This window comes from Micromonospora sp. NPDC049101, from assembly GCF_040648675.1.
Taxonomy (GTDB): Bacteria; Actinomycetota; Actinomycetes; order Mycobacteriales; family Micromonosporaceae; genus Micromonospora.
Window position 1 is genome coordinate 144808 of the sequence record NZ_JBEZED010000012.1, and the last position, 23621, is coordinate 168428.

Here is a 23621-nt window from a genome sequence, read left to right on the forward strand (position 1 = left end):
GACTCAGGCGTACGGCGGGGTGGCGTAGGCGGACCGCAGCGCGGCCAGCCCGGTCGCCTTCGGCGTCAGCGTGCCCCACCCGGAGTTGAAGTAGTTGGTGCGGGCGATCGGCGGTCCACCCTCGGCGTTGAGCTGGGCGATGGCCGCCGGCACGGTGGCGATCCAGGCGGCCTGGTTGGGGATCTCGGCCACCCGCACCCCCCACTCGGCGATGAGCACCCGGCGGGACAGCGCCACCGGACCGAGGTCGGCCACCGCCCAGTCCTTGGTGCGGCGGAACCGGGCCAGCGCGGTGTGGCTGGCGTTGGTGCCGTAGACGTTCCACTGGAGGAAGTCCAGCCGGGTCATCAGCGACTCCGGGTGGACGCGCTGGAAGCAGGCCCGGTCGAAGCCGCCGATGCCGAGCGAGAACGTCGTGCCGCCGGGCAGCGTCCGCGCCTTGAACCAGGTGAGGATGTAGTTGATCGCCTGCACCGCGCGGGCGTCGGACTGCGCCCAGGTGTACACCGCACCGGCGTCGGTGGTGCCGAACTCGTGGTCGGTGTCCAGTTCGGACGCCAGTTGGATGTTCACGCCGAAGCCGAGCGTCCGATACTGCGCCAGCGCGCGGGCGAACAACCCGTCACACTGACCGCTGACCACCTGTCCGTACCCGTACGCCTTCGGCCAGGTCGTGCCGGGGCGCTGTTGGATGGTCATCGACGGCGCCGGCACGGTGTAGGTGGTGCCGTCCACGGTGAAGGTCTGCGGTCCGGTGTCCGCGGCGCCGTAGTGCTTGAGTTCCAGCACCATGTTGATCTGTATCCCCGCCCTGCCCATGGTGATCAGCCAGGGCCGGTTGTAGCCGGGGAAGGTGTAGCCGTCGGCGAAGCTGCGGTACTGGGTCAGGGAGCGGAAGTTGCCGCCGGCCATGTCGGCGGTCGGGTCGGCACCACCGGAGAGGTAGTAGCCGCCGAGCACCGGCTGGCTACCCACGATGTAGTCGGCGGTGGCTGTCGCGGTGTTACCGGCCGTGTCGCGCACCTGGACGGTCACGCGGGGCATCACGCCACCGCCCGGTACACGGCGACGGCACCGTTGTCGGAGACCCGGGTCCAGATACGCCCGGAGTTGTCGGTCACGGTCAGGGTGAGCGGGTCGATGACCGCGGTGACCTTGACGGGTGCGCTGCTGTTGCCCTGCGCGTCGGTGATCACGATGGTGACGGTCAACGGCTTGGTGTCGGCGTCGGCGTAGGTGACTGTCAAGAGCATCTGGTCGCCCGGCGAGTAGACCGGCGCGGTCAGGGTTGCGGTTGCGGTGGGAGCGGCCATGGAAATGCCTCTCTGAATTAGGTCGCCGGGTCCGGGCGCACGATGAGCGACTCCGGACCGACGTGACGCACAGAAGTGCGAGAGGGAAGACGGGACACCGGCCCAGACGACGCGGCCATGCGGCGGCGTCGGCGGTGATGACGTCCTTGTCCCGGTGAGGAGGAAACCGCTGCGGGCGCCCCCAGCGGAGTCGGCACCTGCCCCCACAGTGCTCCGCCGGAGGCCCTGCCGTCTTGTCCGGTGCACGACAGAGACCCCCGCTGACCTGCGGAAACATGAGTCGCCGTTGCTATTGCGCCGCGACACCCCGCACGGCCCAGGCGCGCGCGCCGAGGTGGATCGAGCCGTCCGGCTCGACCGGTAGACGGGCCGCCAGCGCCTCCCGCAGCGCGTCCCGGGCCGGCTCGGCCAACGTCGTGAGGTACCCCGGCGCCGTGCCCTGCCCACCGAGGAACGGCGTCCAGTAGTCGGCGAAGTCGGTGAAGACCGTCGGCACGTCGATCGGTCGGACCGACACCTCGCCCAGGCCGGCGTCCTCCCAGAGCGCCCGCAACGCCTCGGGCCGCCACACGGTGCCACGGCTCTGCTCGTCGAGCGTCGCCGCGGCCGGGTCGAGCTGCGCGGCGGCGTCCCAGAAGTGCCGCATCATCGCCATGCCATCGGCGTAGTCCCAGATGTAGGCGGCCACCGTCCCCGCCGGCCGGACCACCCGGGTGAACTCCGCCACCGCCCGCGCCGGCTCCGGCACGAAGTTGAGCGTCAACCCGCTCACCACCACGTCCGCGGTGCGGTCACCCACCGGCAGCGCGCGGGCGTCGCCCGCTTGGAAGGTCGCCCGCGCGTCGGCGACCCGGGTACGCGCGGTCGCGACGAAACCCACCGACCGGTCGACGCCGGTGACCCGAGCGGGCGCGGCGTCGGCGAGGATCGTCGAGGTCAGCACGCCGGTGCCGCAGCCGACATCCAGCCACTGCCGACCGGGCGCCACGCCCAGCTCGCGCAGGAACTCCGCCGCGACCAGGCGGCTCCACCGGCCGACGTACGCCTCGTACGCGTCACTGTCCGCCCACACCGGGTGCGTCATGCCGGCACGATACGACGGGCGCTGTCACTCGGCGGTGAATTTCAGTCGAGATGATCGGCGGGAGTCGTCTGCAGCAGCCACGCCAACGGCATCCGGGCCCGCTCCTCGTAGCTGCCGTCCCCGCCCAGCCGATGCAGGGTGACCGTCTGCGCGCCGTCCCGGTCCACCACCCAGTACCGCGGGATCCCCGCCGACGCGTACTCGCGGACCTTCGTCACCGAGTCGATCGCTTCCGAGCCCGGTGAGACGATCTCCACGACGAGCACGACGTCGTCGACCGCCGCCCAGACGCTGCGGGTCGGCGGCTCGCGCCACACACTGAGGTCGGGGATGCGACCGCCGTTGCCATCCGGGCCGGAGATGCGCAGACCGGCCGCCTGGAGCACCTGCTCGGCGGGCCAACCCGCCATGATCAGCCAGGCGAAGAGGCGACTGGCGATCATGGCGTGGTCCGAGTCGGGGGGCGGCATGACCGACAGGACCCCCTCGGGGCTGGTCTCGTAACGGTGGCCGTTCGGGTCGGCGGCGTTCATCGCCGCCACGTCGTCGAGCGTCACGATGGCGGGCATGTGCATGCCGACGGCCTCAGCGCTCATGAGCCTCATCCTAATTGACGAGCGGCACCTCGCCCCGCTCCGCTCAGCGACGTCGGCGTGCCGGGTCGAGCAGGACGGGCGGGGTGTCGGACTTCTCGTGGGCGGCGAGGTCGACACCGGGCAGCGCTAGCGTGGTGATCATGGTGGAGTGGGAACTGCGGCCGGCCTCGATGGCGGACGTCGACGCCGTGGCCGAGCTGCGCGCCGTGGTGCTGCGGGCCGATCTGGAGCGACTCGGGCGCTACGACGATCAGCGCGTGCGGCAACGCCTGCGCGACGGCTTCGTGCCGGCGTACACCTGGGTTGTCGAGGTGGGCGGCGCGTTCGCCGGCTGCGTGGCGCTGCGCCCGGCGGACGACGCCCGCTGGTTGGAGCACTTCTACCTGGCACCGCACCTACAGGGCAGCGGCATCGGCACGGCGGTGCTGCGCGAGCTGCTGGACCGGTGCGACCGCGACGGCACCCCGGTCCGGCTGAACGTGTTGCGGGGCAGTCCGGCCCGGCGGCTGTACGAGCGACACGGGTTCACGCTCGAGGCCGAGGATCCGGTGGACGTGTTCCTGGTACGCGCACCAACACCGCTGTCAACGTAACATTGACAGTGTGACGTCGGAGCTGGCGCAGTTGGCGGACGTCCAGGTTGCCCGTGTTCGCCTGGACGAGCAGGAGCTGGACCTGATCGACCGGGCGCGGCACGGCGGCGCGACGTGGGCGCAGGTGGCACAGTCGCTGGGCCTCGGCAGTCGGCAGGCCGCCGAGCAACGCCGGCAGCGCCTGGTGGCGGCGCGGCGGTCGCGGCAGCGGCAGCTCGACGTCCGCTACTCGACGCAGATCACGGGGGTGCGGGCCGCCGTGGCCGACCTCGGACGATGGATTGCCGCCGACCGGCGGTGGGACGCGCGGTTCCGTCGGGCGGCGCTGGTGCGCGGCACGGTGGACGCCGCCCTGGACGCCGCCCCGGGCTCGCTGTACGCGTTGGCCCTGCATCTCGTCGCCGACCTCGGCGAGGCGGGCGATCGACTGCCGACGCCAGCCCGAGCCGCCGCGTCGACCATCGAGGACGCGTTGTCAATGCCACGTTGACGTAGGCCGTCAGCATTGCGCCGGTAAGCCTCAACAAACAGGATGTGAGTCACCTCGACTCAACCTGGAGGGCCCATGCGGCGCAATGCCGGTCTGTTCGTGGCGATCTCCCTGCTGTCCGGCTTCGGCAGCAGCGCCATGTCCCTGGTGGCCGGCATCTGGATCCTGGACCTCACCGGCTCCACCGGCCTCGCGGCCCTCGCCGGGCTGTGCGTGTACGCCCCGGTGCTCGCCGGCCCGTGGCTGGGCGGCCTGCTCGACTCCGCCCCCCGACGGCCACTTGTCATCGCGGTCAACCTCCTGCTGGCCGCCGCCCTGCTGACACTGTTCGCGGTGCGGGGGCCGGGGCAGACGTGGCTCATCTTCGCCGTCTCCTCCGTCTACGGTCTGAGCTACGTGCTCATCGACGCGGGTGAGACGGCGCTGTTGCCGTCCGCGCTGTCACCCACCGAACTCGGCGACGTCAACGGGTGGCGCTCCAGCGCACAGGAGGGCACGAAACTCGTCGCCCCGCTGGCCGGTGCCGCCCTCTACGCGTGGCGCGGCGGACACGCGGCCGTCGTCCTCAGCGCGGCCACGCCGGTCCTGGTCGCCATCCTGTACGCGGCGGTGCGCCTGCACCGCACGCCACCCGACCAGCCACCGCAGCGGCACCGCGGTCCGCGTACCGGATTGTCGGTCCTGTTCGAACAGCGGGCCACAGGCGTGCCGGTCGCGCTCGCCGCCGTGGCCATCGCGATGTCCGGCTTCACCACCGCGGCGGTCTACCAGATCGTGGTCACCGAACTCCGCCTACCGACGACGTTCCTGGGTGTGCTGACCAGCGCGCAGGGCGCCGGTTCCATTCTCGGCGGCCTGCTCGTCGGCAGGCTGCTGGCCGGTCGGGGCCCCACCGCTGTCGGTGTCGGCGGAACCGTGCTGTTCGCCGTCGGTTGCCTGGCCCGTTGCCTGCCGTGGTGGCCGGTCACGGTCGCCGGCGCGGTGCTCGCCGGCGTCGGCCTGCCCTGGTCCCTGGTCGCGGCGGTGACCGCCGTGCAGACGCACACGCCGTCGGCACAGTTGGGCCGGGTCTCCGCGACGGCGAACACCGCGATGTTCGGCCCGCTCGTGCTGGCCATCCCGCTCGGCTCGGCGGCCGTGCACCTCGGCGGACGCCCACCACTCGTCGCCGCCGTCGTGCTCTGCCTGACGGCGGTGGCCGCCACGCTCCGGCTTCCCACGGGCACGGTCGACCGGCTCGCGGGCGTGGTTAACTATCGAGCCATGCCGCTCAGTCCGGACGAGGTCGAGCTCTTCGAACGCGCCAGGGCCCGCCTGGGAGCGATCGCCTATCGCCTGCTGGGCTCGACGAGTGACGCGGAAGACGCGGTCCAGGACACGTTCCTGCGCTGGCAGGCCGCCGATCGGCAGCGGGTCGAGACGCCCGAGGCCTGGCTGACGAAGGCGCTCACCAACGTGTGCCTCAACCAGCTCACCTCGGCGCGGGCCCGGCGCGAGACCTACGTGGGCACCTGGCTGCCCGAACCGGTCCTGGCCGGGGATCGGATGCTCGGTCCACTCGACACCGCCGAGCAGCGCGAGTCGGTCTCGATGGCGGTCCTCACCCTCCTGGAGCGGTTGTCGGCCAAGGAGCGCGCGGTGTACGTGCTCCGTGAGGCCTTCGGCTACACCCACGCGGAGATCGCCGACATGCTCGGCGTCAGCGAGTCGAACTGCCAGCAGATCTACCGGCGGGCCAAGCAGCACGTCACCGGCGACCGGGCCCGCACCGAGGTCGACGCTGCCACCGCGCGCCGGATCGTGGAGGAGTTCCTGGCGGCGGCCGCCAACGGCGAGACCGAGCGGCTGGTCACGCTCCTCACCGACGACGCGACGAGCATCGGCGACGGCGGCGGCAAGATCCCGGCCCGGACCAGTCCGGCCGTCGGCGCGCTGGCGGTGGCCAGGTTCCTGCGCGGCCTGTTCGCGCCCAGCACCGCCAAGCGCGACCTCGTGGGCGGCAGCCCCGCCCTCTACGTCGACGTCGCCAACGGCGCCCCGGCACTGGTGGTGGTGCTCGACGAACAGGTCGTCGGTGTGCTGGCGCTGAAGGTGACGTCCGACGGCGTCGCGGCCCTGCACGCCCAGGTCAACCCGGACAAGCTGGTTCGCGCCACCCGCCAGTGGTCCGCGTCCCCGCACGGGGAGCCCCTGCTGCACGTCTGGTGACCCAGCTCTCAGCCGACTCCTGTCAGGAATCGGGTCGCTGTCCGGTTCAGGAAGCGACCCTCACCGAGACAGGAGTGACACCATGAAGCACCGGATCGTCGTCCTCGGGGCCGGATACGCCGGAGCCATCGCCGCCGGGCGTCTCGCCCGGCGACTGCACCCCGACGACACGCGGATCACCGTCGTCAACGCCGACGCCGACTTCGTCGAGCGGGTCCGTATGCACCAACTCGCCACCGGGCAGCACCTCAAGCACCGGCCGCTGACCGACGTCTACGCGGGCACCGCGGTCGAGACCCGCGTGGCCCGGGTCACCGCCGTCGACACCGACCGCAGGACCGTCGCCCTCGTCGCCGAGCACGGCGCCGACGAGATCGCGTACGACACGCTCGTCTACGCCCTCGGCAGCACCAGCGCGGACCACGGCGTCCCCGGCGTCGCCGAGCACGCGTACGACATCGCCGGCCGGACGTCGGCGACGCGGTTGCGTGACCGCCTGGCCCAACTCCCGGCCGGCGCGCCGGTGCTCGTCGTCGGCGGTGGCCTCACCGGCCTGGAGGCGGTCACCGAGATCGCGGAGGCCCGCCCGGACCTCGACGTCGCGCTCGCCGCCCGCGGTGCGCTCGGCGACTGGCTCACCGACAAGGCGCGGCAGCACCTGCGCGGGGTCTGCGACCGGCTCGGGATCACCGTGCACGAGCACACCGACATCGCCCGGGTCGACGCCACCGGCGCGGTCACCGGCGGCGGCCGGGTGCTCCCCGCCGAGGTGACCGTGTGGACGGCCGGCTTCGCCGTCCACCCCATCGCCGCGGCCACGACCCTGACGGTCGCGGACACCGGGCAGATCGTCGTCGACGCCACGATGCGGTCGGTCTCCCACCCCGACGTGTACGCCGTCGGCGACGCGGCGATCGCCGAAGGACCGGGCGGGAAACCACTGCGGATGTCCTGCGCCTCGGGCACCCCGATGGCCTGGCAGGCCGCCGACGCCATCGCCGTGCGCCTGACCGGTCGGACGAAGATCCCGAAGGCCCCGCTGCGCTACTTCAACCAGTGCATCAGCCTCGGCCGCCGCGACGGCATCATCCAGTACGTGACAGCCGACGACCGGGCCAGGCCCGCCCTGCTGAGGGGCACGCTGGCGGCCCGCTACAAGGAGATCGTCTGCGCGGGCGCGGCGTGGAGCGTCTCCCGCCCGATCCTGTACCCGGTGCGCCGCCACCGCATCGTCGCGACCCGGACGGAGACCCTCGCGACGACGTCGTGACCGGTTGACTATCCGGAGAACGTGCGCCGGGCCCAGGTGCGGAAATCGGTGGTGGGCAGGCCGAGCGCCCGGGCGGTCTCCGGGCGGGCGGGGCTGCCGTTCTCGTTGATCCGCTCGACCGCGTTGACCATGGCCGGGAGCAGGCCGCGCTCCACCGCCTGTTGCGGGGTGAGCACGGGCGCGGCGATCGTCCGGCCGGTGACCTCGCTGAGGATCGCCGCGACCTCGGTCATGGTGAGCAGGTCGCCGGCGAGTTCGACGTCCAGGCCGTCGAACTTCTCCGGGTTCGTGAACGCGGTCGCCGCGGCTGCGCCGATGTCGTCGACGGCGATCCACGGAAGCCGCGCGTCCGCGACGAACCCGGTGATGATCGTGCCGCCCGACCAGTCGCCGAAGAGGTAGGACCAGCCGACGAGGTTCTCCATGAAGGTCGACGGCAGGAGCACGGTCCAGTGCGCGAAGCCGCCGGTACGCACCATCTCGTCGATGGCCGCCTTGCTCTCCCAGTAGTGCCGCTCCCAGCGCCCTTCGGCCCAGCCGGGCTGGTTGCGGTGGAAGTCGCCGGCACCGGAGACGCTGCTGTGCACGACGTGCGACACACCGGCCCGGCGGGCGGCCTCGACGACGTTGCGGCCGCGGGTCAGCTCGGCGTCGCCCTGCATGTTCGCGACGTCGGGGTACGGGATCGAGAAGACGCCGTCCATCCCCTCGGCCGCGGCGAGCAGCGACGCCGCGTCGTCCAGGTCGCCCTCGACCAGTTCGGCACCCCGCTTGAGCAGGGCCTGGGCACTGTCGGCACCGGGGTCGCGGACCAGCGCGCGGACCGCGACGCCACGATCCAGCAGCGCTCGGGCCGTCGCCCCGCCCTGTTTGCCGGTCGCGCCGATGACAAGGACAGTCATGATTGCCTCCCACGAAGTGGGGCCTCCCCCCACTTCTCGTCGGTTACGATATGGGGGACCACCCCACTTTGGCAATGGCGGGCCATGCGAGCTGACGCACAACGCAACTACGACCTCATCGTCACGGCGGCCACCGAGGCGATCGCCCGCGACGGCGCCTACGCGTCGCTGGAGGACATCGCCCGCACCGCCGGGGTGGGTTCGGCGACCCTGCACCGACACTTCCCGTCCCGCTGGTCCCTGCTCCAGGCCGTGTTCCACACCTGCGTCGGCAACCTGTCCGCCCGCGCCGACGACCTGCTGGCCGAACCGGACGCACTCGCCGCGTTCACCACCTGGTTGCGGGAGGTCACCGCGTACGCCACGACAACCCGCGGCCTGGCGGTGACGCTGCTGAACGCGCCACCCGAGGAGAACGGGACCTGTGGCGCGATGCTCACCGCGGCAGGCGAGAAGCTGCTGCGTCGGGCCGCGGACCAGGGTTCGGTACGCCCGGACGTCGCGATGGCGGACCTGGTGACCCTCGTCAACGCGATCTCGCTCGCCGCACAGCCGGCCGACGCGACCAAGGCGGAGCGGCTCCTGACCCTCGCCCTGGCGGGAATTCAGCCACCCGGGCGATCTGACGAGGACCGGCCTGCTTGACTCGTTCGTCATCCTGGGAAACGGAGCCCCCGACCGTGCCACCCGAGGAGGACTCGTGCGTAAGCCAGCCAAGACCGCGGCCGTCCTCTTCGGGCTCGGTGTCGGCGCCGCGGTCGGCCCATCCCTCGGGCCGGCCGCCGCGTGGTCCGGCGCCACGATCGCCGCGCTCGGCGTCGTGCTCTCCCTCGTCGGCACCACGGAGTCCCATCTCGTCGAGGACGGTCTGGTCGACCGCGACAAGGCAGCAGCGGGGACAGCCGACGGGACGGCCACCGGCACCGCGGCCGGCACGGACCAATGGTTGCTGGACCAACAACGGCGGCCCACCCTCAGCGGCCTGGGCACCCGGGTCGAACAGATCCTCAGACGCGCCGAGCAGCAGGCCGACGAGCACCGGGCGGAGGCGCGGCGCGAAGCCGAGGGCATCGTGTCCGGCGCCCGGCGGGAGGCGGAGGCGCTTCTCGACCGGGCCCACGAACAGGCGGCCGGGATTGCCGGCCCGCACTGGGAACCGCTAGCGACACCACCCGCGGCGGGCGAGGATCCGAGCCGTACCGCCTGACGGAAGCCGACTCGCGCCGCGCCTTCACCCCCTGACGCACCCGCAGACCCGCTCCGGGCCGAGGGCGCGCCGGCGGGTCACTGCAGCAGGCCCCGTTTGACCAGGTACGCGCGCAGCGTCTCGGCGTCCTCGGCGGACATCAGGCGGCGGGGGATGACTGTCGCCGGCATCCGGCCGACGAACACGATCCAGAAATCGGGGGTGTCCTTCACCTGGGCGACCCCGTCCCAGGCGATGCCGCTGGACTGCGTGCCACTGCGCATCATGATGTTGTCGTCGGTGATGTCGTAGGCGCCCTCGACCGCGTAGCCACTGGAGCGGCGCCGGGCGCGCCACCGCACCCAGGGCGAATACAGCATCGACAGCAGACCGGCCACGACCATCGCCATGCACAGCGGCGAGATCTGCTCGGCCCGGTCGGACCCGCGCGCGACGGCGAGACCGATCGCCCCCACCGCCACCAGCACCGCGCCGATGTAGCCGTACCTGCGTAGGCGCACACGGCTGAGCGCGGCGGCGACCCGGCCCGGGTAGGCGGGGTCGGCGGGGACGTCGAAATGGATGTGCACGCCGAAACGATAGTGCCCTGCCCATCCCTGGACAGCGCCTGACCCGCGCCCGCCGGCCGCCGCGACCGCGCTCGGCGTCCCGGTCGGTCGGCGTTCGTCACTGGCTCTGCTCCAGCGACGCCGATGCTCCGGTGGCACGCAGGGTGTCGTAGGGGTGGCAGCCGTAGGCCTCGCGGTACGCCTGGGCGAAGCGCCCGGGGTGGGTCCAGCCCCAGCGTCGCGCCGTCTCCGCCACGGTCTGCCCAGGTTTGGCGTGTTGCAGGTCCCAGTGTGCCTGGCGTAATCGGACGGTTCGCAGGAACGCCATCGGGCTCTGGCCCTGGTAGCGCTGGAACGCGACCTGTAACGCGCGTTGGCTGACCTCGCAGGCTTCGGCTATCCGGCCCACGGTCAACGGTGCCGCGGCATGGGCCTCGATGAACTCGGCGGCCCGCCGCACGATGGCGCGGCCGACACCCGCCTGTCCGGGCAGGTAGTTGATGGTCATGGTGGTGTTCGGGAACACCGCGACGGCGGTGGTCGCCAACAGGTCCACCAGGCCGGCGCGGGCCAGCGGGCTGGCGGCCACCGCGTTGACGGCGAGCTGTCGACGGGCGAACGCCGTCACCGACTGCCAGAGCAGGGCCATCGCCGGTGACAGGGGCGCCATCGTGGTGAACTGGAAGTTCGCGATGGGCAGGCCGGTGCGGACGGAGGCGGCCGCCGCGACCCGTTGCATCGGCAGCCGGACGAAGACGGCCGCCAGATCGTCGACGAGGTGGACCGCACCCGCCTCCGGGTATCGACCGGTCGTGCCGGGGCCGAGCCGCAACTCCTCGTCGGTGGTGCGGACGGCGTACCGGCCGCTGACCACCGTCACGGCGGTGAAGTCGCGATAGGGCAACGACTCGGCGCGGTTGCGCATGGTGTATCGACTCTCACCGACCTCCAGGTCTTCGACGCGCAGCGTCGCCTGCCGGTAGTGGAATCGAGCGCGTGGACCGGAGATCCGCACGCGGTGTTCCCCGTACTTGAGTGCGATCACGTGGTGCGCTTCTTCTGGGTCGTCGGTCTCGACGACCTCTCGGGTGACAGGCTCCTGCCCGTCACCATTTTCCGTCCACGGCATGGGCCGTCACCTCCGTCGGACCGTCAATCCGGCCCGATCTGGTTGAACGCCCCACGTGGTGGTTCGCAACGGCCTGTCGGAGACTTCCGGGGCCCTCGTGGCGGCATCCACCGCGCTTGCGGCACGCCGAGCCGCCGAGTCGATCCGGTTCCCGTATGTCCCTGGCCGATTCGCGAATGGCAGGTCGCGCGGCGGTTGGCTGCCGGGCAACAATCGGGTTCGATGCTGCGCATCCCCAAGCTGGACCGAGATGGTCTCGGGGGTGAGTGGCATGAATGTGTCGATGTGGTTACCTGTCCCCTTCGGGTGAAGTTGTCGGGTTGCCGACTTTTCAGCAGGCAGGGTCCGGCGCGCACACCAGCGCCGACCTCTGCCGGTCCGCGCCACTCGCCCCGGGCCGGCCCAGTCCGCCGGCCGATCGGCGTCCGCGACGAAGCGACCCCGGTCGGCCGGTCCCCCGTCCGTCCCGCCGGTCGTTCCCACCCGGGCTGGTCCGCTGTGGTCAGCGCAACCAGGCTGGCGGGACCGGGTGCCGCAGGATCTCGGCCAGCCCGTGCCGGTGCGGGTCCGGATCGCCGTCGAGCCAGGCGTGGGCGTGGAAACCGGCCGCCGGGGCGCTGACTCCGATCACCACCGTCCGCGGCACCCCCCGCTCGGCGAACCAGCGCTGTCGCACCAGCGCGGTCTCCAGGCAGTTGCCGCCGCTGCGGCGCAGCGCTCGCTGGACCAGCGTGTCGGTGCCACCGGACGGGGGCGCGGTGAGGCGTACCGCACCCAGACCGCCGCGGGCGAGTTGGCGACGTACTCGCCGGCAGGCCAGCATCGTCCAGGCCACCAGGGCCACGCCACCTGGCCCGTACCGACGGATCAGCCGGACCAGCGCATCGACGGTGCGGCCGGGGCTGGCGGTCACGGCAGCGGCCCGGCGGCGGTGAGCGCGGTGTCGAGGAGCCGGTGGGTGGCGCCGAGGGCCGCCCAGTCGCGGGGGCGGGTCAGGTCGTAGCCGGGCCGCGCGGCCAGCGCCAGGAGCGCCCCCGGGTCGGAGGGCAACTCGGGCAGCGAGCGCCGGGCGGCGAGGCGGGCCAGCACCTCGGCCGGGCCGACCGGGGTCACCGCGGGCCGGTCACCCCAGTGCAGAAAGATCCAACCACCGAGGGGTAGCCGGGGCGTCACAGCGGGCAGGGTGACCCGCAGCCGGGTGTCGCCGCGGACACCTCGGGTGGGCAACCCGAAGCCGGGGATGGGCTCGCGCAGGTCGACGCAGCGTGGGCCGGCGAGCACGTCGCCGCCGGCACAGACCACGATGTCGTCGGCCAGCACCGGCAACTCCCGGGCGGCGAGCGCCGCGAGCAGCGTGCTCTTGCCGGCGGTACGGCCACCGAGCACCACCCACGCCCGTCCGGTGTGCACGAACGCCCCGGCGTGGAAGGTCTCCCGCCCGGCCCAACGGTTGACCACCACGGCGACCGGGGCGAGATACGGGTGGGCGAGCAGGTCCGCGGCGAGCGGCGGCCCGTAGAAGGTGGCGTTGCCGCTGGCCCGGCCCAGTTCGAGGGTACGGCCGTCGGTGAGCACCCGGACCATCCGGTCGGCGTCCAACGGCGCGGGCGGCGGCGGGGCGGCGTGCCGCTGCCGGACCCGCACCGGCCGGCTTCCCACTGGTGCACGCGCGCCGGCGTCCAACTCGGTGACCTCGTCGAGGCCCTCGATGCGCAGCCCGTACACGGTTCTCATGGGTGTGTGTCTCCTGGTGTGACCCGGGCGCGCGGACGAACACCGGGTGGGGTTGCGGCGACTCCGAAGAGGACTCGCGGGCAGGGAGAATCCGCTCTCTCGGGACTACCATGTCGCGCACCCCAGAAGCTCTTTCGCCGGCCTCGGTCGGCGTTATCTGGCTCGGCTCGCGCGGATGGTGGACAGGCGTCCCCCTCCTCGTCGACGCGGGCCGTTCTCCACTCGACCCGCCGCGCCCGCGTCGGCAGGGGCTGCGTGTCGTTCATCTGGCGCAGGTACGAGACTCGCGAGGTCTCGGCGGCGCACGACGTGATCAGCCAGGCGTGCGCGGGGATCGAGCTTCGGTCGCACAACGTCGTCGGGCAGTTCACGTACCAGCAGGAGTCGGTGCAGGCGGGGCCACTCCTGGTGAGTCGGGTGCGGTGCGGCGCGGACATCGAGGGCCGCTTCTTCGAGCCACTGAGCGACCTGATGTTCCTCTCGGTGCTGCACGGGCAGGTCAACACACTGGATGGCCGGGACAAGGTGCGGACCGGCCCCCTTGCGGTGCTCCTGAACCCGACCGGCCGCCCGTTCACCAATATCTGCCGGGAGTTCGACCTCTACTGCGTCAACCTGGACCCACGTGTCGTGACCGAGGCCGCCGCCGAGCCGACGGGCATCGATCCGGCCGACTTTCGATTCGAGTCGATCACGCCGATCTCCGCCGAGCTGGGTCAGTACTGGCACAGCGCCACGGTCTATCTCTACCACCTCCTCACCGGGCCCCCGGAGCCGTTACAGAGCCCGTTGGTGATCGGCGCCGCCATCGACCTGGCCGCCTCGGCCGCACTCGCCACCTTTCCGAACTCCGCGATGATGATGTCCCACCGCCCCGAGGCCGTCCCGTTACCCGCCGGCCCGGTACGCCGCGCCGTGTCGTTCATCGAGACCCACGCCGACGAAGCGATCACCGCCACCCAGATCGCCGACGCCGCCCGGGTGACGTCACGCGCCCTACAGGCGGCGTTTCGTCGCCAGTTGGGCACCACGCCGATGGCGTACCTGCGGCGGACGCGGCTGGACCGGGCCCACCAGGACCTGCTCAGGGCCGATCCGACCCGGGGGGCCACCGTGGCCGCCATCGCACACCGCTGGGGTTACCCGCACACCGGCCGGTTCGCCGCCGACTATCGCGCGGCGTACGGCCAGTCGCCCAGCGACACCCTGCACACCTGATCCGGCCGGGACGACTGCCGGCCGGACCAGGTGGAGGCGGGATCGCCGTCCGGGCCCGGACGGCGATCGAGGGTGGCCGACCCGCTAGAACCCGCCCCACCGGTGGGCCTCGCACCTCCAGGTCTTGCCGTTGTTGTGGGAGACGCACACCACGACGATCTTCCCGAGGACGGGAAGCCCGAGGGTGAAGATGTGCAGCTTCATCTTCTTCACGTACGGGACGCCGGACTTCTCGGCGATGTCGGCCAACGCCCACCCCGGGTCCGGTGCGTCCACCGTCGCCACCCGGCGCAACGTGTCGACGTCCCTGCCGTCGAGGAGCATCTCGATCTCCTCCGCCGAGGGCTCGGCGTCGCCGACCACCGTGTCCACCCGGTACGGCCCGTCGGCGGCCACCCCGTTGACCTTCTCGAAGGCCGCCTTCGTCCCGCCCACCGTGGTGTTCCCGGCCAGGTCGAGGGTGAGGATCTCATCGGTGCTCCGACTCGACAGGAGGCACTCCCAGATGCTCTTGCCCGAGGCGACGCACATGGTCAGGCACCACTCCCGGCCGTCGGGCGTGGACGAGGCGAACAGCAGCGAGGTCGCCGTCGTGCCGTCACCCCTGCCGTCGTATGCGCCGTCGGCGAGGTCGGCCATTGTCGTGCCGAGGATGTCCCGGCCGCCCGGCATCGTGCCCACGACAGTGACACCGTCCACCCGCTCACCGGCCATGAGCGCCGTGAGCTGGTCGTCGGTGAGAGCGCGGCCTCCGGTGTCGACGGCCAGCACCCGGTCCAGGTCGCCGACGGGCCGGCCGGTCAGCTCCGCGAACCGTTGCCGTACCGTCCCCGGCGCACCGGGGTGGTCGGTGACTGTCGTGCGGGCCTCGTCCTCGGCTGCCTGCGACGGCGCGTACGAGGCGGTCAGCCCGACGATCAGGGCTGCGGTGATGATGGTGACGCGCCTGGTGATGTCCCGTAGAGCTGTCATCCTGTCCTCATCTCGGTGATCGTGTGGGCGGAGTCGGACGGGCTACCAGCGACACGTGACGATGTCGCCGACGGTGTTCGGGGACCCCGAGCCGCAGTGGTCGTCGATCCACTCGCCGATGTCGTCGATCGTGTCCACGATCCAGGCGATCACCGACTTGATCGCGCCCCAGATGCTGAAGTAGACGACTGTCGTCTCGGGTGTGCCGCCGGCCTCGTCGATGACGTCCTTCGTCGACATGGCGGCGGTCGGCTTCTCGATGATGTCCAGCACCCGTACGCCGGTGTCGTCCTTGCCGGCCAGCAGTGCCTCGATCTGCTCAGGGGTCCGCTCCTTGCCGTCGTCGACCGCCACGATCGCCCGGTCGACAAGCACCTCCCGGCTGCCGCTGACGGCCTGGGCGATGGTGGCGATCTCGCCCACCGTGAGGTCGTTGCCGAGCGCCGGCCCGGTGAACCGCCGGACCGAGACGGCGCCGGACGGGTCGATCTGGATCTCGCTGGCCGTGATCAGGTCGTCCGCGCCGAACGGGTCCCAGGCGAACGTCCACCGCCCGCCTTCGCAGCGGAACTGCCCGTGCACCCGGCCCTCGGGCTCGGTCTCGGTGCGGACGACCCCGCCGCGGTCGTCGAGGTGCTGGACCACACAGTCGGTGCCCTTCGTCGGCGGTTTGTCGGGCCGGGCCACGGCTGTGGTGGGCAGGGCCAGCACCGTCGCGCTGACCACCCCGAGCACCGTGAGTTGGTGTGCCAAATGCTTCATCGAACGCTCCACTCGTCGGGAAAGAAACTGGTGTCCGAAGAGTGGCGGTCCGCGCTGAAGCGGCCCGGAAACGGCGCTGAAAGCGGGGTACGTCAGGGCAGTCGACTGGCGTCGAGCTGTGCCAGGTCGGCACGGATCGAGTCGGCGTCGGCATCGCCGAGCTCGTCGAGGATGGCAAGTGCCCGGTGCCATGCGGCACGGGTGGCGCCGAGATCGGCGAGGGCCCGGTGGCTGCCACCGAGGTTGACGTACGTGCTCGCCTCGGCGTACCGGTCGTTGACCTGGGTGAAGAGGTCGAGTGCGTGCTCGTAGCAGGCGATCGCGCGCCGGTCGTCACCGAGCTGGTGATGGGCGTGACCGAGACTGTCCCAGGTGTCGGCCTGCCCCTGGACGTCGTCCACCTCCTGCAACATCCGCAGCGCCTCGCCGCACGACGCGAGGGCACGGTGGTAGTCGCCGAGCAGCGCCTCCTGCCAACCGACCGCGTTGAGGGTGTACCCCTGCCCGGCCCGGTTGCCGGTCCGCCGGAACAGGGTCAGTGCCCGCCTCGAATGGTCGAGCGCCTGGTGGTGCTGCCCCCGCCGCTCGGCCAGCTGACCACTGTTGAGACAGGTGTGGGCCCGCCCGTCGTCGTCGCCGACGTCGGTGAACAGGTCGAGCGCGCGCCGCAGGTGGTCGTCGGCCTCGTCGTACTCGCGCAGCCGGGAGCAGGCGAGACCGAGGCTGCGGTGCGCGTGGCCCTGCCCGGTCTGATCGCCGATGCGGGACGCGGCGGCCAACGCGATGCGTTGCGTGCCGAGCCAGTCCTGCCAGTGCCCCTGCCGGTGCAGGAAGCCGGCCAGGGTCCAGGCGAGCTGCCACGCGTGTCCCTCGAACCCGGACCGCGCCGCCAGCGGTACGGCGGCGAGCAGGACGGGAAGCTCGGCGGTGAACCACGCCGTGGCGGCCGCCCTGCTCCGGGGGCTCTCCGGTGTCACGTCCGCCCGTGGTGGCGCGAGGCTGATCTCGCTGAAGTGCGGGTGCAGTGCGAGGTCGGCGGCGTGTGCGGTGTGCAGGCAGTGGTCGAGCAGCCGGTGCACGGCGGCGCGTCGGTCGGCGGGTGACTCGGCCTCGTCGGCGAGGCCGGCGGCGTACGCGCGCAGCAGGTCGTGGAACGCGTAACGCCCGTAGGTGTGCTCGGTGAGCAGGTTCGCCCGGATCAGCTCGGTCAGCAGCGCAGCGCTCGCCGGCGGGGTGAGACCGGCCAGGCTGGCCACGGCCGGAACGGCGACGTCCGGGCCGGGATGCAGGCTCAGCAGCCGGAACAGCCGCAGCGCCGGTGGGCTCAGTGTCCGACACGACCAGGAGAAGACCGCCCGCACGTCGGTGGCCGCGTCGCCCCCGTGGAAGGCGTCCAGATCGCCCAGCTCGGCGGCGACAGTGGCCAACGAGAAGTGCCGGTTGGTGGCGGCTCTGGCCGCGACGATGGCCAGGGCGATGGGCAACCGCGCGCACCGGTCGGCGATGGTGTCGGCCGCGGCGGGTTCGGCGGCGACCTGGTGCTCCCCCAGCCGGCGGACCAGCATGTCGCGGGCCTCGGCGGGGCTCAGCAGGTCGAGGAACACCGGTTGGGCGCTCTCGGTGACGACGAGCGGGATGAGCTGGTCGCGGCTGGTGACGACGGTGAGGCAGTCGGGTGAGCCGGGCAGCAGCGGCCGGACCTGTTCCGCGTCGCGCGCGTTGTCCAGCACGACCAGCAGGCGTTTGCCGGCCACCGTCGTGCGGTACAGGCTCACCATCAGGGTCTCGTCGCTCGGCATCCGTGTCGCCGGCACGCCGAGCGCCTCCAGGAAGCCGTGCAGTGCTCGCGCCGGCTCGGTCGGCGCGGCCCCCGGGTCGAAGCCGCGCAGGTTGACGTAGAGCTGCCCGTCCGGGAAGCGCTCGGCCGCGCGGTGCGCCCAGTGCACGGCGAGCGCGGTCTTGCCGACGCCCGCGGTTCCGGACACCACCACGGCGCCGCCCCGGTCGATCAGCGCGTCGAGGGCGGCCAGCTCCGCGTCGCGCCCCCCGAACGTCGGTACGGCGGGAGGCAGTTGCGCCGCCACCGGCGTCGGTGCCGCCGTCACCGGCGCGGGTGCGGCGATCGCCGTGTCCTGGCGCAGGATGGCGCACTCCAGATCCCGTAGCCGCGGACTCGGGTCGATGCCGAGGCTCTCCCGCAGGGTGTCGCGCAGCCGCCGGTACGTGGCGACCGCCTCGCCCTGCCGGCCGTCGCGGTACAGGGCGAGCATCAGCTGCGCGTGCAGGTGCTCGTCGAGGGGGTGTTGCCGGACGAGCCGTTCCAACCCGGGGACCAGCCGAGCGTGCTCGCCGACCGACAGCCGGGCCTCGGCGAGCGCCCGTTCGGCCTCCAACCGCAGGCTGGCCAGGTGGTCGGCCTGCTCTTCGAGCCACGCGGACCCGGCCACGTCGGCCAACGGCGGTCCGCGCCACAGCGCCACCGCGGCCGTCAGGTGCGCCACCCGCTCGTTGCGGTCCGACGATCGGCGGGCCAGGTCGAGGAGGTGCTCGGCGGCCTGGACATCCGTGGACTCCGGCCCGGTGTTGAGCACGTAACCGGGCTGACGTGCCACGATCGACCCGGGCTCGCCGAGCACTCCGCGCAGGTAGGAGACGTGGCGCTGCAACGTGTTGGCCACGGTGGCCGGTGGGTGCTCGCCCCAGACCACGTCGATGAGCCGGTCGACGCTCACCACCCGGCCCGCGTGCAGCGCCAGCGTCGCCAGCACCGCCTTGCGGCGCACTCCGTTGACCGCCTGCGGACTGCCGGCGACGACCACCTCCACCGGCCCGAGCAGCCTGACCCGCACCCCCGTGCCGACCATCGAGATCACCAGATCAGGCTAGTTGCGCAGCCCGGAGACCTCGCTCTGTTCGTCGGGCACTGGACACGACCGACGACAGAGCCCGCCGTCAGCCAACGTACTTGCCGTTGCGGGTGTCCCCCGAGTTGCCGTCGTAGTGCACCTTGCGGTAGCGGTGCACCGAGCCCTTCTTGACCGCCTGCCAGTGGGCGTACGCCACCGCGTAGTCGTGCTGCTTGTAGTAGTCACCTGCCGCCTTGTAGTAGATCCGGTGCCGGGCGTCGCCGCCGCAGTTGGCGAGGTAGCTGTAGGAGTGAAGGCGCCCCGGTGCTGGCCAACGCCTGGCAGTCACGCAAGGCACGGGACCTGCTCCGGATCCTCGCCGCCCGACGCGGTCGCGCGGTGCCCCGGGAGCAGCTCGGCGAGATGCTCTGGCCCGCCCAGGACCCGGACCGGGTCAGCCACCGGCTGTCCGTGGCGCTGTCCACCCTGCGCGGCGTCCTCGATCCGGAACGCCGTACGTCGACGGACCACTTCATCATCGCCGCGCACCCCAGCCTGGCGCTCGACGTGGAGCACGTGGAGCTGGACGTCGAGGAGTTCCTCGCCGAGGCGGCACACGGCCTCCGACTGGCCGAGGTGGCGGATCGCCACCTCGGCCGCGCCCTGGAGCTGGAGCCCCACGACGAGGGCGTGCACGGCGAGTTCGTCCGGACGTTGACGGCCGCGGGCCGGCACGGCGAGGCCGCCCAGGCGTACCGACGTTACGTACAGGCGATGTCCGCCATCGGCGTACCGGCCCAGGCGCGTGGTGACCTTGTCCCGCCGGGCCGGCCGTACGTGCTGCCGTCAGTCGATACCCAACGGGTTGTCACTCCCTCCCCGTAGCCTGCCCGGCGAGCCGACCGAAAGCTGTGGCGGCCACGTCGTACGAGGGAGAGTGTGGTGTCCGCGATCGCGTCCTTGACCCTGGTGCCCAGGGACAGCATCACCGAGCTGGCCAGCCTGGCCCGCACGTCGCCGTCGTCGCTCCACTCGTACCTGGCGGAGCACGGGCGCGAGGCGCGGCAGACGTACGACTGGTCCGGGTACTGCATGCTGTACGTCCTGACCTATCTGGACGAGCGCGGCATCGACCTGGAGCCGTCGGAGTTCAATGCCGAGTCCGAGGCCATCAACAGCGCGTACGGCTTCACCACGCTCATCACCCCGGCCCCGCGGTTAGTGGATCAGCTCGATCCCGGCGCGCACCGCGAGGCGGATCTGGTCGCCCACTTCGAGGAGATGGGGTTGGACTTCGAGGAGAGCGGCGCGGCCGGCCTGGACACGCTGAGGGTGTTGCGCGACAGCATCGCCGAGCTCGCCGATGACCAGGTGTTGTTGCTGAACATCGGCTGAGATCGACCCGGCCAGGTGGTGCACACCCGTGGTCGGCATCGACAGTTGTAGGGTGCCCTCCGTGGGATACACGGTGCTGCCCTCGGGCCGGCTGAACCTTCCAGCGTCGGACGACGCCGCCGCGGTCGCCGCTGTCCAGGCCGCCTTGACTGGACAGAGTGGTTGGTACCGGCCGGAGGCGTTTCCGGCGAATGGCACGCTTGTCGACCTGGCGGAGGCGGCCAGAGCCTCGATCGTCCGCGACGGAGACTGGATCGAGTTCGGGTACGACGACGAGGGTGACCCCAAGTGGTCGGACCGGGCGACGGCCTTCTACGTCGCCATCGCACCGTTCGTCCGCTCGGGCACCGTCCAGATCGAGGGCGAGGACGGCGCCCGCTGGTCCTACACCTACGCCGACGGGCAGATCACCCAGGACGGTTGGAACGGCTGGGATGGGTCCGTCGAGCCGTTCGGCGACTACGTGGACCTCCCGCCCCCGGGCAACCGGTAGGCAGCTAGTCGTCGTTGAGGTTGACTGTCACACCCTGGTCGGCGCATGCCGTCTGGAAACCCGCCACCGCGGCTCCCAGCGGCGCGATGAGCCCGAGCGCCCTTTCCTTCTGCCCCTCCGGCAGCTGGGTCATCTGCCAGGCGATGTCGATCAGCGCGGTGCCGTGCTTGCGGATGTCCTCGTGCCGGGAGTCTTCGAACAGCTCGCGGGTCTTGCGATACTCGGCTTCGGTGAGCTTGTCGTCGCCGGGGTTCGTGGCGGTGCCGTCGGGGTTCTTGCCGGCGGCCATCGCCTTGCACGCGGCAACCCCGGAATCCTCCTTGATGAACCCGTCGTACACGGTATATCCGCTGGCGGCGACCATCAGGACGGCGACGAGTGCGAGGCCGGCGATCAGCAGCGGCTTCGCGCGTGGGGTGGCTGGCGGGGGTGACGGCAGGGGGTCGGGTGCACCTGTCCCGGGTTCCTGCTGCCCGATCGGCTGCGGCTGCTGCGGCGGAAACACCGGACCGCCCTGCGGGTAGGGCGGCTGCGGCTGCTGGGCTTGGTAAGGGTCGGTCACGGCGTGCTCCCCACGTGATTTCTGGCGCTGGTGTGGCAAGTTACCCGTCCTGACTCAGCCCCGAAAGGTGCACGGTGGGTAGACCGGCCGGTGCGCGCCGGGCGCACTGTCGAGGTCGGCCGGGCGAATCGCCGACACGGGCCGCAGGGGTACGGCGTTGACCGTCGCCGTCAACGCCGTACCCCAGCTCGACCTGGCATCCGACGGACGCCCGCCGGCCGACCCGGCCTCCCTTACGCGCGTGGCGGGTAGGCCAGGCGGCGGAGGACGAACTCGGCGGGGCCGGGCCGTCCGCGCCGGTCCAGTTGACGGGCGATCAGGACGGTGGCGAGCCAGACGGCCACCGCGATGACCAGGCCGGTCACCGTGGGGCTGCCGAAACGGTCGCCGAGGGCGAGCATGAAGGGTGCCAGGAGGACGAGCCAGGCCACGGACTGCATGAGGTACCCGGACAGGGAGCGCTGACCAAGGGCGGAGAGTGCGCCGACGACCGGGCCGGATCGGGTGGCCCGCAGGGCGATCAGGCCGAAGACGGCCACGTAACCGGGGCCGGCGAACATGCCGCTGGCGCCGTGGAGCAGCAGCGTCAGACCGGCTGTCGACTCGTCGACGTGCAGCCATCCGGCGCTGAGCAGAGCGGCCGGGAGACCTCCGACGATGGCCATGCCGAGGCCGAGGATGGCGGTCCAGGTGAGCAGGGTGCGGTGGCGGGCCGGCTCTTCGAGGACGCGGCGGCGAGCGGCCCACATGCCCAGCCAGGCGATCATGACGAAGGGCAGGACGGTCAGCGTGTGCGTCGGCCATTCGCCGAGGCGGTCCAGCATCGCCGCAACGTAGTCGGTGGCGGCGAGGGAGTCGACGTGTGTCGACGGCAGCGGTGCCGACCCGCCGGTGCCGCCGAGGATGGTGATGACCACGATGACGCCGAGGGCCAGCACCTCGACCGCCGCCAGCGCCCAGAGCACCAGCGCGATCCGGTGGACCCGGTCGCCGCGGCGCAGGAGCAGCAGGGTCATCGCGATCCCGACGATCCCGTACGCGCCGAGGAAGTCGCCGTAGTAGAGAAGTGCGGCGTGCGCGAACCCGAACACGACGAGCCAGAGGTTACGGCGCAGCAGCACGGAACGGACCTGCTGGGGTGTGGCACCGGAGGCGTCCTGGCGGCGGGCGAGCTGGACGAGGCCGTAGCCGAACATCACGGCGAAGACCGGGTAGCCGCGGGCATGGACGAGATCGAAGAGCAGGAGGTTGAGGCCGCGGTCGACGCCCTCGGGTGTGGCGTCGAGACCGGGCTCGCCGGCGAAGACGACCCCGGCGACGTTGGCCAGCGCGATGATCAGCAGCATCGCTCCCCGCGCCAGGTCCGGCGCGAGGGCACGTTCGGTGCGCAGCACCGGCCCTCTCGATGTCCGCGAAGCGGTGTCAGTGCTCATGCTCGTCTCTCCCCGCCGTGCCGGTTTTAGTTTCATAGAGAAAGTATCACTGGCAAACTAAAAGGTCTGGCATGATGGGTCGGGTATCTGTCCGGGCGAACGTGGGAGCCCATGACCAGCGAGGACTTCGTGCCGGCGCCGCTGCGCCGGCTGTGGGGGATGCCAGAGTCGTCGCGTCTCGGACGACCCGCGACCCTCGACGTCACAGTGGTCGTCGCCGCGGCGGTCACGATCGCCGACCGCGACGGGCTGGCCGGCGTCACGCTCCCCAAGGTCGCCGAGAGCCTCGGCTTCACGAGCATGTCGCTCTACCGGCACGTCGGGTCCAAGGACGAACTGCTCACCCTGATGGCCAACGCCGCGCTGGGTCCGCCACCGATCATCGACGGCGGCGACTGGCGGGAAGGGCTGCGCGGTTGGGCCTTCGCGCATCGCGCGGTGTACCAGCGTCGGCCCTGGCTGACGCGCGTGCCCATCTCCGGGCCGCCCGCCGGGCCGAACCAGATCGCCTGGATGGAGACCGCGCTGGCGATCATGTCCCGCACCCACCTGGACTGGGCGCACAAGATCGGTGCCCTGTCCCTGATCAGCGGATACGTGGTCCAGTCGGTACGGCAGTACAGCGAACTCTCCGAGGGCAGGCCCCCGGGCCAGGGGCAGGCTGACGCGGAACGCGAATACGGTCGGGCACTGGCGCGGCTCGTCGACCCCGCCCGCTTCCCCGAGATGGCCCGCCTGTTCTCCTCGCCGCTGTTCGAGGCACCACCGTCGGACACTCCTGACGCGACAATCGCCGACGCGGACTTCACCCTCGGGCTGGAGCTGATCCTCGACGGCATCGCCGTCCGGATCGAGCGTTCCTGATC

At 71.8% G+C, this 23621-nt stretch carries 25 protein-coding genes and 2 pseudogenes; 12 read left to right on the top strand and 15 right to left on the bottom strand.

The features are described from left to right. Positions 1-3: 3 nt before the first annotated feature. The 4 genes from AB0B57_RS18655 to AB0B57_RS18670 all read right to left on the bottom strand — a co-directional run bounded on the left by AB0B57_RS18655 (position 4) and on the right by AB0B57_RS18670 (position 2993). The gene (locus tag AB0B57_RS18655; protein ID WP_357070778.1) at positions 4-1044 is read right to left on the bottom strand and encodes a hypothetical protein; all 1041 of its coding nucleotides are present in this window, start codon (positions 1042-1044) and stop codon (positions 4-6) included. Then, the gene (locus AB0B57_RS18660) at positions 1044-1313 is read right to left on the bottom strand and encodes a hypothetical protein (RefSeq protein WP_357070782.1); all 270 of its coding nucleotides are present in this window, start codon (positions 1311-1313) and stop codon (positions 1044-1046) included. The genes AB0B57_RS18655 and AB0B57_RS18660 overlap by 1 nt, the downstream gene beginning before the upstream one ends. 289 nt (positions 1314-1602) lie before the next feature. After that, positions 1603-2397, bottom strand: a complete 795-nt coding sequence (locus tag AB0B57_RS18665) for a class I SAM-dependent methyltransferase (protein WP_357070784.1) — start codon at positions 2395-2397, stop codon at positions 1603-1605. A 41-nt stretch (positions 2398-2438) separates the two neighbouring features. Continuing rightward, on the bottom strand, positions 2439-2993 hold the full coding sequence (locus AB0B57_RS18670; protein ID WP_357070787.1) for a Uma2 family endonuclease: 555 nt from the start codon (positions 2991-2993) through the stop codon (positions 2439-2441). Between the two features lie 140 nt (positions 2994-3133). Here AB0B57_RS18670 and AB0B57_RS18675 point away from each other — a divergent pair, with 140 nt between their 5' ends. The 5 genes and pseudogenes from AB0B57_RS18675 (at position 3134) to AB0B57_RS18695 (ending at position 7554) form a co-directional block, all read left to right on the top strand. Then, positions 3134-3586: a GNAT family N-acetyltransferase gene (locus AB0B57_RS18675; protein ID WP_357070790.1), complete on the top strand. Its 453-nt coding sequence runs from the start codon at positions 3134-3136 to the stop codon at positions 3584-3586. 10 nt (positions 3587-3596) lie between these two features. Continuing rightward, a complete protein-coding gene (locus AB0B57_RS18680; protein ID WP_357070793.1) occupies positions 3597-4076 on the top strand; it encodes a hypothetical protein in 480 nt (159 codons plus the stop codon). 75 nt (positions 4077-4151) lie between these two features. Further along, positions 4152-5276 (top strand): annotated as a pseudogene (locus AB0B57_RS18685) (MFS transporter); the annotation flags it as partial. 63 nt (positions 5277-5339) lie between these two features. After that, positions 5340-6284: an RNA polymerase sigma-70 factor gene (locus AB0B57_RS18690; protein WP_357071050.1), complete on the top strand. Its 945-nt coding sequence runs from the start codon at positions 5340-5342 to the stop codon at positions 6282-6284. Between the two features lie 82 nt (positions 6285-6366). After that, on the top strand, positions 6367-7554 hold the full coding sequence (locus AB0B57_RS18695) for an FAD-dependent oxidoreductase (RefSeq protein WP_357070796.1): 1188 nt from the start codon (positions 6367-6369) through the stop codon (positions 7552-7554). Positions 7555-7562: 8 nt separating this feature from the next. Here AB0B57_RS18695 and AB0B57_RS18700 read toward each other — a convergent pair whose 3' ends face one another. Beyond that, a complete protein-coding gene (locus AB0B57_RS18700; RefSeq protein WP_357070799.1) occupies positions 7563-8456 on the bottom strand; it encodes an NmrA family NAD(P)-binding protein in 894 nt (297 codons plus the stop codon). 84 nt (positions 8457-8540) lie between these two features. Here AB0B57_RS18700 and AB0B57_RS18705 point away from each other — a divergent pair, with 84 nt between their 5' ends. Next, entirely contained in the window at positions 8541-9101 is a 561-nt protein-coding gene (locus AB0B57_RS18705; protein WP_357070802.1) for a helix-turn-helix domain-containing protein, read from the top strand. Between the two features lie 304 nt (positions 9102-9405). Then, positions 9406-9594 (top strand): annotated as a pseudogene (locus AB0B57_RS18710) (cell division protein DivIVA); the annotation flags it as partial. 146 nt (positions 9595-9740) lie between these two features. Here the strand turns inward: AB0B57_RS18710 and AB0B57_RS18715 are convergent. The 4 genes from AB0B57_RS18715 to AB0B57_RS18730 form a co-directional block, all read right to left on the bottom strand. Then, complete coding sequence (locus tag AB0B57_RS18715) at positions 9741-10232, bottom strand: YcxB family protein (RefSeq protein ID WP_357070805.1); 492 nt, start codon at positions 10230-10232, stop codon at positions 9741-9743. 97 nt (positions 10233-10329) lie between these two features. Next, the gene (locus AB0B57_RS18720; RefSeq protein WP_357070808.1) at positions 10330-11340 is read right to left on the bottom strand and encodes an AraC family transcriptional regulator; all 1011 of its coding nucleotides are present in this window, start codon (positions 11338-11340) and stop codon (positions 10330-10332) included. A 502-nt stretch (positions 11341-11842) separates the two neighbouring features. Then, on the bottom strand, positions 11843-12253 hold the full coding sequence (locus tag AB0B57_RS18725; protein ID WP_357070811.1) for a lasso peptide biosynthesis B2 protein: 411 nt from the start codon (positions 12251-12253) through the stop codon (positions 11843-11845). Further along, on the bottom strand, positions 12250-13074 hold the full coding sequence (locus tag AB0B57_RS18730) for a hypothetical protein (RefSeq protein WP_357070814.1): 825 nt from the start codon (positions 13072-13074) through the stop codon (positions 12250-12252). The genes AB0B57_RS18725 and AB0B57_RS18730 overlap by 4 nt, the downstream gene beginning before the upstream one ends. Positions 13075-13329: 255 nt before the next feature. On the opposite strand from AB0B57_RS18730, the gene AB0B57_RS18735 reads away from it, so the two are divergent. Further along, a complete protein-coding gene (locus tag AB0B57_RS18735; RefSeq protein WP_357070817.1) occupies positions 13330-14292 on the top strand; it encodes an AraC family transcriptional regulator in 963 nt (320 codons plus the stop codon). 84 nt (positions 14293-14376) lie between these two features. Here the strand turns inward: AB0B57_RS18735 and AB0B57_RS18740 are convergent, their stop codons facing one another. The 4 genes from AB0B57_RS18740 to AB0B57_RS18755 all read right to left on the bottom strand — a co-directional run bounded on the left by AB0B57_RS18740 (position 14377) and on the right by AB0B57_RS18755 (position 19221). Then, on the bottom strand, positions 14377-15264 hold the full coding sequence (locus tag AB0B57_RS18740) for a hypothetical protein (protein ID WP_357070821.1): 888 nt from the start codon (positions 15262-15264) through the stop codon (positions 14377-14379). A 42-nt stretch (positions 15265-15306) separates the two neighbouring features. Further along, on the bottom strand, positions 15307-16026 hold the full coding sequence (locus AB0B57_RS18745) for a hypothetical protein (RefSeq protein WP_357070824.1): 720 nt from the start codon (positions 16024-16026) through the stop codon (positions 15307-15309). A gap of 92 nt (positions 16027-16118) precedes the next feature. Next, a complete protein-coding gene (locus AB0B57_RS18750; RefSeq protein ID WP_357071053.1) occupies positions 16119-18890 on the bottom strand; it encodes a BTAD domain-containing putative transcriptional regulator in 2772 nt (923 codons plus the stop codon). 88 nt (positions 18891-18978) lie between these two features. Further along, the gene (locus AB0B57_RS18755) at positions 18979-19221 is read right to left on the bottom strand and encodes a hypothetical protein (protein ID WP_357070827.1); all 243 of its coding nucleotides are present in this window, start codon (positions 19219-19221) and stop codon (positions 18979-18981) included. Between AB0B57_RS18755 and AB0B57_RS18760 the strand changes: the two genes are divergently transcribed. From AB0B57_RS18760 to AB0B57_RS18770, 3 genes are all read left to right on the top strand, one after another. Beyond that, a complete protein-coding gene (locus tag AB0B57_RS18760) occupies positions 19197-19757 on the top strand; it encodes a winged helix-turn-helix domain-containing protein (protein WP_357070830.1) in 561 nt (186 codons plus the stop codon). The two genes, AB0B57_RS18755 and AB0B57_RS18760, sit on opposite strands and share 25 nt — an antisense overlap. A 57-nt stretch (positions 19758-19814) precedes the next feature. Further along, entirely contained in the window at positions 19815-20267 is a 453-nt protein-coding gene (locus AB0B57_RS18765) for a hypothetical protein (RefSeq protein WP_357070833.1), read from the top strand. 61 nt (positions 20268-20328) lie between these two features. Continuing rightward, positions 20329-20760: a hypothetical protein gene (locus AB0B57_RS18770; RefSeq protein ID WP_357070836.1), complete on the top strand. Its 432-nt coding sequence runs from the start codon at positions 20329-20331 to the stop codon at positions 20758-20760. A 4-nt stretch (positions 20761-20764) separates the two neighbouring features. Here AB0B57_RS18770 and AB0B57_RS18775 read toward each other — a convergent pair whose 3' ends face one another. Further along, positions 20765-21322 (bottom strand): hypothetical protein, encoded by a 558-nt coding sequence (locus AB0B57_RS18775; RefSeq protein ID WP_357070839.1) that lies wholly within the window; start codon positions 21320-21322, stop codon positions 20765-20767. A gap of 233 nt (positions 21323-21555) precedes the next feature. Then, the gene (locus AB0B57_RS18780; protein ID WP_357070842.1) at positions 21556-22755 is read right to left on the bottom strand and encodes a DUF418 domain-containing protein; all 1200 of its coding nucleotides are present in this window, start codon (positions 22753-22755) and stop codon (positions 21556-21558) included. 111 nt (positions 22756-22866) lie between these two features. Here AB0B57_RS18780 and AB0B57_RS18785 point away from each other — a divergent pair, with 111 nt between their 5' ends. Continuing rightward, on the top strand, positions 22867-23619 hold the full coding sequence (locus AB0B57_RS18785) for a TetR/AcrR family transcriptional regulator (protein WP_357070845.1): 753 nt from the start codon (positions 22867-22869) through the stop codon (positions 23617-23619). Positions 23620-23621: the final 2 nt, after the last annotated feature.